A 12,905-nucleotide genomic window follows, 5' to 3' on the forward strand; every position below is an offset into this window, starting at 1 on the left:
GGGGGAAGATCAACTCTGGATTGCTTCGCTTCGCTCGCAATGACGACGGCGATATCTACTTCGCCGCTTCCGCGCTCGCCATCACCGGGCGCACCGGATCGCCCTCACGCAGCAGCGCGCCGGCGCGGGCGACGATGACGTCGCCATCGTTGAGGCCGTCGCGGACCTCGATATTGCCGCCCGACATCAATCCGATCTCGACGCGCTTGGTCTCGACGCGATTGCGGCGGATCACCTGCACCACGGTGCCGGCCGAGGAATATTGCACGGCCGTCAGCGGCACTGCGACGTTGCAGCTCTGCCCGGTCTTGATCAGCGCGCGCCCGCTCGCGTTGAGCAACAGGCGCTTCTGCGAGGAGATGCCGATATAGACCATGCCCTGCTGGATGTTTTGCTCGACGGTCGGCCCGATGCGGCGAATCTTGCCGTCGATGTCGCCGGCGCCGGCGATGCGCACGGTCGCCTGCTGGTTGACGGCGAGCTTGCGCATGTCGGTGGTCGCGACCAGGCCGACCAGATCATATTCGCTGCGCGCCACGATCGTGAACAGGGCCTCGCCCTTGGCCGAGGCTAAATTGCCGATCTGCGCGGTCGAGGTGGCGATCACGCCCGCCACGGGCGCGGTGACCTGAAGCGTGCCGCCTTCCGGCAGCGCCAGCCGCGCCAGCACTTGGCCGGCGGTGGTGGTCTGGCCGGCTTCCGCCAGCACCTCGGTTACCTTCAGGCCCGGACGCTCGGGCCGCACCGAGGTTTCCTCGCGCGCGATGATCGTGCCGGTGGCCTCGACGATGTCGGAGAAGCAGGATTTCGCGACCTTCAGCACCGTGACCGCCGGCCCCTTGGGGGCATCGTCCTCGGCGGCTCCGGCCGGATATGGGCCGAGAACGAACACGCCGGCGATGGCTGCGGGAAACAGGCTTCGGGCAACGGCACGGGGCAAATGACGCATCGAAAATTCCACGGGTTTCAAGCCCTTCAATCGATAGCAGATGGCAACGGGCCGGACTACGGCAGCGTTGTCCCATGGCGGGAAGCCACGCCGGCGCGGGCCGCCGCGGCAAGTCTTTGATTAGTCGCGGGATTGGAGATCAGGTTCGCTCCCGCCGGACGGCAGAGCTATCGCATATGACGTCAGAGCTTTGGGGCGCCAAAGCTTCCACAGCGTCATGGCCGGGCTTGTCCCGGCCATCCACGCCTTATCCCGCAGCACGAAGAACGTGGATGCCCGAGCCTTCGCCTCGCCGAAGCGGCTTCGGCCGCGCAGGCGGGACAAGCCCGGGCATGACGACCGCTTCGAATGTTCATATGCGATAGCCCTGTCGTCGGACGGGAGGTCGCGGCGCGGGGCGGGCTGGCCGTCAGCTCCGGCGATCACCCAGCAGCTTGCCGGTGGCGCGATCGATCAGGTGCAGGCGCGTACAGGCCTGACACGGCACGGAAACATGCGTCCGATCGGTTGGCTCGTCGCCAAGCCGATACTGCACGTTCATGCCGGTCTGGGGGCACTTGAAGACGATTTGACGATCCATGCCGGATGATATGGCGCCAAGGCGGGCCACGCGAAATTACGGATGATTACGTAGGGCCGGCCGCGCATCCCTCACGGCAGGCTCAGAAACTCCACCCAGTTCGGCTTCTTGCCGGTGGGATAGGCTTTCAGCTTGGCGAGCGCGCCGCTGCTCTGGTCGATCGCATAGACCGTCATGCCGTCGGAGAGTTCGCCGACTGCGGCGAGGTAGCGCCCGGAGGGATCGATGTTGAAGCCGCGGGGCTGCTTCTCGGTCGGCACGCTGCCGATCGTGGTCAGCTTGCCGCTGGTTGCATCGACCTTGTAGGCGGTGAGCGTGTTGGTGGTGCGCTCGGAGGCGTAGAGGAAGCGCCCGTCTGGGGTGATGTGGATGTCGGCGGCCCAAGGCTTTTTATCGGAAGCTTTGCCGTTGAAGCCCTCCGGAAGTGCGGTGGTACGCTGGATCTCAGTCCAGGCGCCGCTCTTGGCGTCATAGCTGAACGCCGCGACGTCGCCGTTCAGCTCATGGACGAGATAGACGAACCTGCCGCCGGGGTGGAATACGAAATGCCGCGGCCCGGATTTTTCCGGCAGCTTGTGCGCCGGCGGATCGCTCGGCGTCAGCGAGCCGGTCGCGGCGTCGAACGCAAAGCTCAACACCTGGTCGGAGCCGAGATTGGTCGCGAACACGAAGCGGTTGTCGGGCGAGGGCAAGACGGCGTGCGCGTTCAGCCCGGTCGGGATCATCTGCTTCGGCTCGCCGGCGACGCCGTTTGCTTGAAGCGGATTCAGTGCGACCTTGTTGCCGCCATAGGAGGCGCTGAACAGGAACTTGCCGCTGCGATCGACAGCGATATTGGCCATGCTGTCGGCGAGCGGCCCGTTGCCGACATGCCTGAGCTGGCCAGTCCTGGGGTCAATCGCGAAGCTCACCGCGAGGTATGGCTGCGAGCGGATTCCGGCGATCAGCACGCGCTTGTCGGGCGTAATCGCGAGCGGCGTCGAGGATCCCGGCTTTTCGACGCCGGTGAAGGCGGCCGTCTGCACCGGCATCATCTCGCCGCTCTCGGCCATCTTGAACACGCTGATGTCGTTGCTGTCGGCGTTGCCGACATAAGCGAAGGTTTCGGCCATGCCGGCGCGGACTCCAGGGATGAGGGCGAGAAAGGCGAGGGTGGTGGCGATCGCAGCGCGCGGCAGGCGCGATGCGATGCGTCGGTTCGGTCTCAACATGGTCTCCTCCTCAAAGCCGGTGCGGCATTGTCGTTTTGCCGTCGAGGATAGCGGGAGGCGCGCCGTCGCACCAAATTCCAGTTGGGATCGATCGATGCCGAAATTGTATCGGTCGCCCGGAGGCTACCGCACCGCCGCCACGCTGCGGGAGGGCAAATGTGGGCCGGGCGGGTAATTAGGCGGACCGAGCACGGTCCATACGGTGACCGCAAGCAGCCCGCAGGTCAGGATGGTCCAGGTGATCAGTCGTTTCCGCATCAGGCCAAATCCGGCGGTCGAAATTGCGATGCCTTGGCCAACGATCGTGCACCGCAAACCGCGGCGATCCTATGACCTCGTTCACAGTGCGAACCAATGCCGCGCCAGCGCATTGAGCAAGCATGGCGGTCAGAAAGGCCAGCCCAAGCCGCCGCCGCGTCCGCATCAGGGCGAGCGCGATGAGGAGTCGTGGCAAAGCGCCACACCGGTCAAACCGGTCGCAGCTCCCCGCCGACCAAACAAGAATAGCCGCGCACTCGCACCGGGAACGGCAGCCGCGCCTTGCCGTTACCTGATCCTGCGGGCGGAGGAGATCGAAACGGAGGCTGGCACGTGTTTTGGATCTATTGGGACACCGCCTGGTCGCTGATCATCAGCGGCATCATGTTCGCCACCATCGTCAGCCATCCCGACGCCGAGATCGCCGAAGTGCGTGCCGCAAAAGGCATGATGTAGACTTTCTGTCGTGCGGCAAAGCGCGATGAGATCGGGTGATCGTCATCGCGCTTCGGTTCGCGCTGAGCATGATCCTTAAACCGCAGCACTTTGCGCTAACGCGGCCCTTCAGGTTCGGATCATGCTTCTAGAGGTCAGTAGTCCCAGAACGCCGGCACCCAGCGAAAGTGGTCGCCGTCGACCGCCACCCGGCCGACCGAGGGGAACGGCATGTGAGTGGCGACGAGGAGTTCTCCATTCGCCGCCAGCTCCCGCAAGAGACGGACACGAACGCGGGCCGCCTCTTCGGGATCGTGCTCGAAGCCGTTGTGCCAGTCGGGGTGATCGAATCCGACGGTGAACACGGCATCGCCGGCGAATGTCAGCCGATCGCCGCCGGATGCCAGGCGGACCACGCTGTGCCCGGGGGTGTGGCCGCCGGTGCGCGTGACCACCACTCCCGGCGCCACTTCGTGCTCGTCCTCGAAGGTGCGCAGCTGGTTATGGTACTCTTTCGCGAACCGCTTGGCGGTCGCCCGCAGCGCATCCGGAAATCCCGGCGGCATCGAGACGTGGGAGAAATCGGGCGCCTCCCAGAATTTGACCTCGGCGGCTGCGACGTGGATGCGCAGGTCCGGGCGCAACCGGTCCCTCACCTCGTCGACGAGCAGACCGCCAATGTGGTCCATGTGCATGTGCGTCAGCACCACGTCGGTCACGGACCCAAGATCGATGCCGGCGGCTTCCAGTCGCTTGCTCAACTGCCCGGCCCGCGGCAAGTGCAAGTCCGGGTCGGACCCCAGCCCAGCATCGACGAGGATGGTCTGGCCGCCGCTGCGCACCACGACCACGTTCAGCGCCCAATCGAAAGCATCCGGCGGCAGGAACATGTCCTTCAGCCAGGCCGCGCGGACGGCCGGGTCGGCGTTGTGGGCCAGCATCGCACCTGGCAGCGTCAGCACCCCATCGCTGATCACCAGCACGTCGATCTCGCCGATCCGCAGCGCGTAGCGCGACGGGACCAGTTCTTCGGGGCCCGGCCGGCCGAGGTGTGAGGTGTCGTGCAAATTCATGTTCGTTGTCTCCTGGGTGTTGCGGATCGTCTGATTCATTGTTGAAAACTCCTGTGCTCGATTTTGGTGTTCGATCCTGGGCTGACCGCGCTTCCCGCGTGGGAAGCGCGGTCAATGCTGGTGAGGTGTTTTAGAGATCGGCGGCACGCTCATTGCTCGTGTCCCGTGATGATTTATCGAACGCGACGTGCGACTGCCCCAGAGCGATTGCCGTCGCTATAGAGTGATTGCTGCCAACGCATGCGCGCAGCTATGCCAGTCCCAAGCCGCCATCGATCGCGACCACCTGGCCCGTCACCCATTCTGAAGCGGGGCCGGCAAGCCGGACGATCCATTCTGCGACATCGTCCGGAACGCCGCGCCGCCCGAGCGGTATGCGCGCGCGCTCCTGCTCCTTGATTGCCGCAGCCTGCTCCAGGGACAGCCCCATCATGCCAGTCAGAGCACCAGATTCCGTGGGCCCCGCAGCGACCGCGTTCACGCGTATACCGACCGGCGCGAGTTCCAGCGCCCAGCAGCGAGTCAAGTGCTCCAATGCCGCCTTGCTGGCTGCGTAATGGGACAGTGCGCCCGCCGGCCTGTGACCGAAAGTGCTCGAGACATTGACGATTGCGCCCTGTGTTGTCCTGAGGTGAGGCAGAGCAGCAGCGGCGAGCAGACTTGGGCCGATCACATTCACGGAGAAGATGTCCATGATCCGATCGGCCGTCGCGTCGGCCAGCGGAAGAATTGCACCTGCGCCCGCGTTGTTGACCAAGGCATCGACCTTGCCCCAGGTATCGACCGCCTTGGCAATTGTGCGCCTGGCATCTTCAGCGGAGGCGACATCGGCAACCAGGCCGGCAATGTTTGCATGCTCGGCAACCGTTTCTTCGATAGGACCGGGACGGCGGCCGGTCACGAGCACCTTGTCGCCTTGTCTGGCGAAACGTAGTGCCGCCGCGCGCCCGATGCCCGAGCTGCCTCCCGTCACGATGACGACATTTTCACTTTTCATGTTCGATCTCCTTCTTCGCTTACAGCGCAGTCCAGCCACGGTCGCGTGGCCGATGTCGTGTGAGTGCCTTAAGCGCGATGAGATCAGGATGAATCGTCATCGCGCTTTAGGTTATTGTTTGAGCATGATCTTTTCGGAAAACCGCTACACACTTTTCCGGATCATGCTCTAGAGGTCAGTCACGCGCTCCGGATCGGCCGAGGCCAGTGCGACGGCACGTTCGGCGCGCGGCGGGTAGATCCAGACGGTGTTGATCTCCCGTTTCGTCTTCTTGGCGACCTCGCCGACCATCTCCACGTTGCGTTCCCAGCCGCGCGTGAACAGCGCGCCGGCTTCGCCGAGATCGAGGCAGGTGACATAGGCCTTCTGGTGATAGGGCCTGGTCGGCAGGCCCAGCAGCTCCGCGGCCGCATTGTTGCCGGCAAAGGCGCCCATCCGCGTGGCGTGCTGGCACGACATCAGCGCGTAATTGCCTTCGTCGTCGCAGGCCGCACGTGCCGCATCGCCAGCCGCGAACACGCCCTGGACGCCTGGCACCTGCAAGCAGCGGTCGACCAGCAAGCGGCCGAAACTGTCGCGCTCGGCGGGGATCTGCGCGGTCAGAGGCGCGGCACGAATGCCCGCCGCCCAGATCACGGTCTCGGTCTCGATGTGTTCGCCGCTGGACAGGGTGACGCCGGACTCGTCGAGCGAGGTGACGCCGGCACCGAGCCGGGTTTGAACACCGAGCTTGTGAAGGGCGTCCTCGATGACGGGTCGAGGGCCTGCGCCCATGTCGGGCGCGATCGCGTTGTTGCGTTCGACGATGATGACGCGGGTCTTCGCGTTGGCGCCGAGGATGTCGCGAAGCCGTGCCGGCATTTCGGTGGCCGCCTCGATGCCGGTGAAGCCGCCGCCGGCGACGACGACCGTGTCGCGCCCGTTCGTGGCCGGCCGCTTGGCGAGACCATGCAGGTGCTTGTCGAGCGCAATGGCGTCGTCGAGTGAATCGACGCTGAAGCCATGCTCGGCAAGACCTGGAATGTTCGGACGGAACAGCCGGCTGCCGGTGGTCACGACGAGACGGTCGTAAGAGAGTGTCTTCCTCGTGCCCTTCGCCGTGGCGATCTTCACCATGCAGGATTTGGTGTCGACCGTCTCGGCGCTGCCTTGCACATAGCTGACGTCGATGGCCTCGAGCACGTCGCGCAGGGGCGCCGTCAGGGTCTCGGGCTTCGGTTCGTAGAGCCGCGGGCGAACCACGAGCGTCGGCTCGGGGGCAACCAGCGCGATCTCGAGCGCCTCTGGCGAGACGCCCTGGATCTCGCGCAGGCGGGCTGCGGAAAGGGCGGCGTACATGCCGGCGAAGCCGGCGCCGATGATGACTAATCGCATGAGTTTGCTCCTTGGTAAGCAGTTTCGAAAGTCCGCGCGCGAGCCGTCGCTGCTCCGCTCCGGGCAGCGTCCGGCGATGGCGCGAAGAGGTGATGTGAATTGCTGGTCTTAAGGCGCTACGCAGCGCGACAGCGTCGAATTCGGCGGCCAGGCTTGGCGAAAAATAACCGACTGAGCCGCGCTCGGACCCCAGTCCTGGTAGGGAAGGCCGGAGCCATCCCGGGTCATGATCGACATCAGCGGGTAGGCTGGGTGCAGCGCCTGCGCGGGAATCTCCACCTCCTCGCCCGTTGCCGACGTGAAGCGAACGGCCAGCGAGAGTCCGTACAAGGTTGCGGTCGCAAGGCCTCGGCGGCGCGAGGCGATCACCCGCCGGCTGATGAAGTTTTTCCAGGTCATCTTTTTCCAGGTCATCTTCGGTCTCCGTCGATTGGTCCGGGCATGGTGATGGTTTAGCGGATCGGATCTGCCGCTACGCCAGAGCGATTGCCGTGATTACAGCGCGATTGCTGCTAACGCTGGCGCCTGCGCCAGTCGCTCGGGCTCTCGCCGGTCAGCTTCCTGAAGGCGGCTGCGAATGCCGTCTGCGAGGAATAGCCGAGCGCGGCTGCGATCGAGACGACCGAATCGCTGGTGTCACGCAGCATCCTCATGGCTTGTTCGAGCTGGTGCTGGCGCAGCCAGGCATGTGGCGAAAGCCCGGTGCTTTCCTTGAAAGGCGCGTCAGAAACGGAAGTGTGACAGACCGGCATCCGACGCCAGCGCAACGAGCGCTCCCCGCGATCGAGAGAGACCTCGTTGCGCGTCGAGCGATTGTCGTTAGCGCGTGTGGCGCCTGCGCCAGTCGCTCGGGGTCTCGCCGGTCAGCTTCCTGAAGGCGGCTGCGAATGCCGTCTGCGAGGAATAGCCGAGCGCGGCCGCGATCGAGACCACCGCATCGTCGCTGTCACGCAGCATCGTCATGGCCTGCTCGAGCCGGTGCTGGCGCAGCCAGGCATGCGGTGACAGCCCGGTGCTCTCCTTGAAGGCGCGGCAGAAATGGAAGCGCGACAGACCCGCATCGGACGCCAGCGCATCGAGCGAGACGTCCGCATCGCTGTCGGACCGCAATCGTTCGATCGCACGGAGCAGGACTTTCGGCGACAGCCCGCCCATGGTCGGCTGCAACGTGGTCGGCGAGCCCGAATGGGCCGCCAGAACGCGCGTGGCCAGAAGATCCGTCAGCTGATGCCGGAACAGATTATCCAGCGCGCCATGGCCCTCCAGCGCGTCCACCGCGCTCAGGAGCAGTCGGGACGTGATGGGATCGGGATGCGCCGTTCGCTCCAGCAGGTCGGCCGGTCCGGTGGTCCCGGCTTCGTCGGCAACGCGCTTCAGCGTCGCATCGGGAAGATAGAGCTGAACCACGTCGACGGGCTTCGGAATGTCCCACCTGGAGCTCGATCCTTCCGGAATGATGATCAGGACCCCGGGGCGAAACGTACCGATCGCGACCGATCGTCCCGAGCGCCGCTCCATGCGCTGCATCACGCCGTTATATGCCATGATCACGTGGTGACCCATGGGCTCGACGACGTCGTGCAGCGGATCGTGCTTCCAGTGCGCGATGCCGGCGCCGGAGGCATCCAGCGCCATGCGAAACGGCTCGGTCCTGAGCACGCGCGCCATCTCCGCACCGGCGGCGCGCCGGTCGGAATGGGAGCTGTCCTCCGGCTGTGCGCCAGGTGCGGGTGGCAAGCCCTGCTGCGAGGGATCGCGCATGGGAGCGGCGTTTCCGGTCATAGTTGCGCCTCCTGATCAGTCGAGCTTCAAATCAGTCGCCCGTATTTGTACGGACCGGCGCGCGTTCTATGGCTGTGAGGCCCCAGCGTATTGCCTGAAGCGACCACGCTTTGTCCGATCCTGCTCCAAGCAGGCGCGGGGTTTCGCGAACGCACGATGGGCGGAGGGTGAGGGAGACGTTTTATGACAAAAGGCGTGACAGGCGATCGCACGGATGTCGCGAGCGGGCATTCCGCGTTCGGTCGCGTGTCATCAGTTCCAGCCGCATCACGAGCGCTTCGGTGCCGATCGTCACGGACATCGCGGATCGAGCGCCAGTCACGAGCGCGCGGCTCAAGCCGCCGCGGCCTGGGCCGACAAGAGCTGCTTCAGTTTCGCCGCGGGCACAGCCGGGCTGAACAGCCAGCCCTGCATCTGGCTGCATCCGAGCTGGCGCAGCACTTCGCGCTGGGCCTCGGTCTCGACGCCTTCGGCGGTCGTCGCCATGCGGCGGGCGGCGGCCATGTGCACCACGGCCTGCACGATCGGCGAGGAATCCTCGGGCTCGCCGATGTCGCTGATGAAGCTGCGGTCGATCTTGATCTTGTCGAAGGGGAAGCGGTGCAGATAGCTCAGCGACGAATAGCCGGTGCCGAAATCGTCGAGCGCGATGCGCACGCCGAGCGCGCGCAGCTGCTGGAGGATGGTCAGCGCCTCCTCGTCGTCGCGAATGAGCACGGTCTCGGTGATCTCGAGCTCGAGCCGTTCCGGCGCCAGCCCCGACCCCGCGAGCGCGGCGGCGACCTTGAGCGCCAGCGTCCGCGACCGGAACTGTACCGGCGAGACGTTCACCGCGATGTGGATCTGGCCGGGCCAGCCCGCGGCCTCGGTACAGGCCTGCTTCAGAACCCATTCGCCGATCTCGCCGATCAGGCCGGTCTCTTCCGCGACCGGGATGAAATCCGCGGGCGAAACCATGCCGCGCTCGGGATGGCGCCAGCGCAGCAGCGCCTCGCAGCCGGTGACGACATCGGCGGCGAGGTCGACCAGCGGCTGGTAATGCACCTCGAACTCGCCGCGCGCGAGCGCCTGCCGCAAATCGAGCTCGAGCTGCCGGCGCGCCTTCGCCTTGGCGTCGTATTCGGGTGAGAAGACGCGGAAGGTGCGGCGCCCTTCCGACTTCGCGGCGTACATCGCAAGATCGGCGCGCTTGAGCAGGTCGTCGATATTATCGCCATGGTCGGGCGCGATCGCGATGCCGATGCTGGCATCGGTCGGGATCTCCTGGCCCTTGCAGTTCACGGGTGTGCGCAGGACATTCAAGATCGTTTCCGCCAGCGTGGTCAGCTGGGCCTGATCGTTGGTGCCGGCCTTGATGATGGCGAATTCGTCGCCGCCGAGCCGTGCCACCATGTCGTTGCCGCTGACGCAGGCGCGCAGGCGGTTCGCGACCTGGCGCAACAGCTCGTCGCCGACCTCGTGTCCGAGCGAATCGTTGACGCCCTTGAACTCGTCGACGTCGATATAGAGGATCGCGAACGGCTTGCCTTGGGCAAGCTCGGCGACGCGGCGCTCGAGATGCGCGCGCATCAGCACGCGGTTGGGCAGGTCGGTCAGCGCGTCGTAATGCGCCATATGGGCGATACGCTCGTCGGCGCGGATGCGCGCGGTGACGTCGTCATGGGTGGCGAGCCAGCCGCCGGCCGCGCCCGGCTGGTTCTTGATCTCGATCAGCCGGCCGTCGGCGGTCTCGACGATGGTGCTTTGGGTGCGCCCGACATTGTTCAGGATGTCATCGCAATAGGACGAGACGTCGCCGTGGAACGAGCCGGTGTCGTGGCGATGCCGGATCACGTCGCGGAAATGGGCGCCGGGCTTCGCCACCTCGCTCGACAGGGCATACATCTCGATATAGCGGCGGTTGCAGACGATCAGCCGCTCGTCCTGATCGAACATCAACAGGCCCTGCGTCATGGTGTTCATGGCGGTGTCGAGCCGCTGCTTCTCCAGCGAGAGCCGGTGCGTCACCTGGCGGAAGATCAGATAGAGCGTGAGCACGAGCAGGCCGATCGACAGCACGGCCACCGTGACGAAGAACTTCGTCTGCGTGCGCCAGGTGGCGAGCGTCGCATCCAGCGACTTGGTCGCAACCACGACCAGCGGCTCGCCGGTGAGGAGGTGCGAGGCGACGATGCGGTCCTTGCCGTCGATCGGGCTTGCGAGCTGGGTGGTGACGAAGGTGCGCTCGAACACCGCCATCTGCACGGGCGTGCCTTTGCGGTAATTCTGCCCGATCATCGCGTCGACACGCGGGATGCGCGCGAGCAGCTGACCGTTCTGGTGGTGCATCGCGATCGAGGATTCCTCGCCGAGCCCGGTCGAGGCGAAGAAGGATTCAAGCTGCTCCGGCGTGATCGCGCGCGAGACGAGCCCAAGGAATTCGCCATGCGGGCCGGAGACGCGCCGGGCGAACACGATCGCCGGTCCGTTACCGAACCGGCCCTGTACGACCTCGATCTCTTCCTGCGCGGCCGGATCATTCTTGAGGCGATTGAAATAGCCGCGATCGGCCACCGATATCTCGGCGACCGGCCACCGCCGCGACGAGTTGATCAGCACGCCCTCGGAATCGAACACATTGGCGCCGGCGACGTCGGACCAGCCGCTGGCCTTTGCGCGCAGCGCCTCGTGCATGGCGAGCGTGCCCATCTCGCTGCGGAACACCTCGGCGGATTCGATGCCATGGCTTTCGAGTTCGGCGATGATGCTCTTCTGGAGCACCGCAAAGTCCTCGAACTCGCGGTCGAAATGCCGCGCCAGCATGCGGACGGAACTTTCCAGGCTCTCGCGGCCGCTCTCGATCGCATTCTGCCGGAAGCGGTCGACGGTGAGCGCGGTGCCGATGGCGGTCGCGGCCATCAGCACGAAGCCGCCGACGATCAGCCATGTCAGCGGTGCCCCGCGCCAGCTGCGCAGCAGCGCGCGCATCCGCGCGGTCCATCGGATCGATGTGCCCATCCAGCCCTCCCGTGGGACGCAAGATGCAGCAAAACCGACAAGACCCCGTTACCAGCAAGGGTTACGAAAATATGAATCGGAACGGAATCAGGGGGTTGTTCCCCGGCGTCACCGCCGGATCTCCCACTTCAGGGCTTCCGCATTCGCCTTGGCGAACATCGCCGGCACGTCGAAGGTCCCGGTCTTGAGATCATAGCGGCAGCGCCAGTCGGCGAGGCCCTTCATGGCGACGTTCTTCGGATGCTTGTCCATTTCGCCCGACAGCGAGATCACGAGGTAACGGTTGTCGGGCCATTTCACGCCGAGCCCGCGATAGGCCTCTTCCGTGCCTTTCACGAGATTGGCCGAGATGTGGTAGTCGAGCTTCATCTTCCGCGTGTCCGACCGGCTGTGGAAATAAGCCCAGGCGAGATCGCTGAGCGAATGCTTCGTCGCGCTGACGAAGGCGCCCTTCTCGACATGGTAGAGAAAGAGGTCCTGCTCGCCCGAGCCGGTCTTCTGCATCCGCACCAGCCATTGCGAATCGCTCGTGAAACGGAAGCCGGCCGGATAGCCCTGCTCGGGCTTCAGCTCGGTCATTCCTTCGCCGTGTCGCGCCCACACCTGCCATTTGACGTCGAAATCCTCGCCGTCCTTCATGTACTGCTCGAGCTTGGTGGCCTTGTCGGGCGAGGTGAAGCCGAGATCTGCATCGTCGGTGAGGACGAAGCCCGGCGGCGGGCCGGAGGCAGCGAACGCAGGCGAGATAGCCAGCGTCAGGGCAAGCGCCAGCCATGGTGCAGGGCGGCAAAATGCTTTCACGGGGAAAATCCTTAAAAAATGTGCGGCAATGCGGTCTCGTTCATATGACGCCGACGGGGCCGCGCCGGTTCATCCCGGGCGCGGCTGCGCATCATCCCAACGATCGTCTTGCTGCCGCAGCGAAATCGGCGCAATTTGCTGCCCTCGGCTGATTTGCGTCCCAAGGTTCATTTCCGATGATCACCGCATCCAAGGCCTTCATTGCCTTCTGTCTGCTCGCGGTGGGCGGCACCGTGCTGGTGATCGGCCCCACCGAACTGCGCCGCCTGCTGCCGGGCGAAGCGAAGACCGAAGTCGCCGTCGCCGCCAAGCCGGAGGTCAAGGCCGAACCCAAGATCGAAACCAAGCCCGAGCTGAAGCCGGAACCCAAGCCGGAAGGGTCGAAGCTTGCTGCCAGCGCGCCGCCGGCCCCAGCCGCATCGGCCAGCGCGCCCGAGCCGAAGGCGGG

Annotated in this window: 12 protein-coding genes and 2 pseudogenes; 3 read left to right on the forward strand and 11 right to left on the reverse strand. The window is 65.2% G+C overall.

Annotation, left to right across the window (positions count from 1 at the left end; genetic code table 11):
• Positions 1-55: 55 nt before the first annotated feature.
• Positions 56-949: an efflux RND transporter periplasmic adaptor subunit gene (locus CWO91_RS38500; RefSeq protein WP_165406003.1), complete on the reverse strand. Its 894-nt coding sequence runs from the start codon at positions 947-949 to the stop codon at positions 56-58.
• Between the two features lie 217 nt (positions 950-1,166).
• On the opposite strand from CWO91_RS38500, the gene CWO91_RS43480 reads away from it, so the two are divergent.
• The gene (locus tag CWO91_RS43480) at positions 1,167-1,538 is read left to right on the forward strand and encodes a hypothetical protein (RefSeq protein ID WP_165406004.1); all 372 of its coding nucleotides are present in this window, start codon (positions 1,167-1,169) and stop codon (positions 1,536-1,538) included.
• A 62-nt stretch (positions 1,539-1,600) separates the two neighbouring features.
• Here CWO91_RS43480 and CWO91_RS38510 read toward each other — a convergent pair whose 3' ends face one another.
• Positions 1,601-2,740 carry a lactonase family protein gene (locus CWO91_RS38510; protein WP_165406005.1) on the reverse strand — a complete coding sequence of 380 codons (1,140 nt, stop codon included), beginning with the start codon at positions 2,738-2,740 and terminating at the stop codon, positions 1,601-1,603.
• 123 nt (positions 2,741-2,863) lie between these two features.
• Positions 2,864-2,998 (reverse strand): hypothetical protein, encoded by a 135-nt coding sequence (locus CWO91_RS45160; RefSeq protein ID WP_283811074.1) that lies wholly within the window; start codon positions 2,996-2,998, stop codon positions 2,864-2,866.
• A gap of 333 nt (positions 2,999-3,331) precedes the next feature.
• Between CWO91_RS45160 and CWO91_RS45165 the strand changes: the two genes are divergently transcribed.
• Positions 3,332-3,454: a hypothetical protein gene (locus CWO91_RS45165; RefSeq protein ID WP_256477651.1), complete on the forward strand. Its 123-nt coding sequence runs from the start codon at positions 3,332-3,334 to the stop codon at positions 3,452-3,454.
• A 134-nt stretch (positions 3,455-3,588) separates the two neighbouring features.
• Here CWO91_RS45165 and CWO91_RS38520 read toward each other — a convergent pair whose 3' ends face one another.
• The 8 genes and pseudogenes from CWO91_RS38520 to CWO91_RS38555 form a co-directional block, all read right to left on the reverse strand.
• Positions 3,589-4,545 (reverse strand): MBL fold metallo-hydrolase, encoded by a 957-nt coding sequence (locus CWO91_RS38520; protein WP_130220614.1) that lies wholly within the window; start codon positions 4,543-4,545, stop codon positions 3,589-3,591.
• A 211-nt stretch (positions 4,546-4,756) separates the two neighbouring features.
• A complete protein-coding gene (locus tag CWO91_RS38525) occupies positions 4,757-5,503 on the reverse strand; it encodes an SDR family NAD(P)-dependent oxidoreductase (RefSeq protein WP_130220615.1) in 747 nt (248 codons plus the stop codon).
• A gap of 168 nt (positions 5,504-5,671) precedes the next feature.
• Complete coding sequence (locus CWO91_RS38530) at positions 5,672-6,877, reverse strand: NAD(P)/FAD-dependent oxidoreductase (RefSeq protein WP_130220616.1); 1,206 nt, start codon at positions 6,875-6,877, stop codon at positions 5,672-5,674.
• A 108-nt stretch (positions 6,878-6,985) separates the two neighbouring features.
• Positions 6,986-7,291: a hypothetical protein gene (locus CWO91_RS38535; RefSeq protein WP_244551392.1), complete on the reverse strand. Its 306-nt coding sequence runs from the start codon at positions 7,289-7,291 to the stop codon at positions 6,986-6,988.
• 98 nt (positions 7,292-7,389) lie between these two features.
• A pseudogene (locus tag CWO91_RS38540) lies at positions 7,390-7,648 on the reverse strand (helix-turn-helix domain-containing protein); the annotation flags it as partial.
• A 48-nt stretch (positions 7,649-7,696) separates the two neighbouring features.
• Positions 7,697-8,659, reverse strand: coding sequence for a helix-turn-helix transcriptional regulator (locus CWO91_RS38545; protein ID WP_130220617.1), 963 nt, complete (start codon positions 8,657-8,659; stop codon positions 7,697-7,699).
• 333 nt (positions 8,660-8,992) lie between these two features.
• The gene (locus CWO91_RS38550; protein WP_130220618.1) at positions 8,993-11,656 is read right to left on the reverse strand and encodes a bifunctional diguanylate cyclase/phosphodiesterase; all 2,664 of its coding nucleotides are present in this window, start codon (positions 11,654-11,656) and stop codon (positions 8,993-8,995) included.
• Between the two features lie 108 nt (positions 11,657-11,764).
• Complete coding sequence (locus CWO91_RS38555; RefSeq protein ID WP_130220619.1) at positions 11,765-12,457, reverse strand: hypothetical protein; 693 nt, start codon at positions 12,455-12,457, stop codon at positions 11,765-11,767.
• Positions 12,458-12,633: 176 nt separating this feature from the next.
• Between CWO91_RS38555 and CWO91_RS38560 the strand changes: the two are divergent.
• A pseudogene (locus CWO91_RS38560) lies at positions 12,634-12,905 on the forward strand (LysM peptidoglycan-binding domain-containing protein); the annotation flags it as partial.

It is taken from the genome of Bradyrhizobium genosp. SA-3 (genome assembly GCF_004212635.1).
In the GTDB taxonomy this organism is placed as follows: Bacteria; Pseudomonadota; Alphaproteobacteria; order Rhizobiales; family Xanthobacteraceae; genus Bradyrhizobium.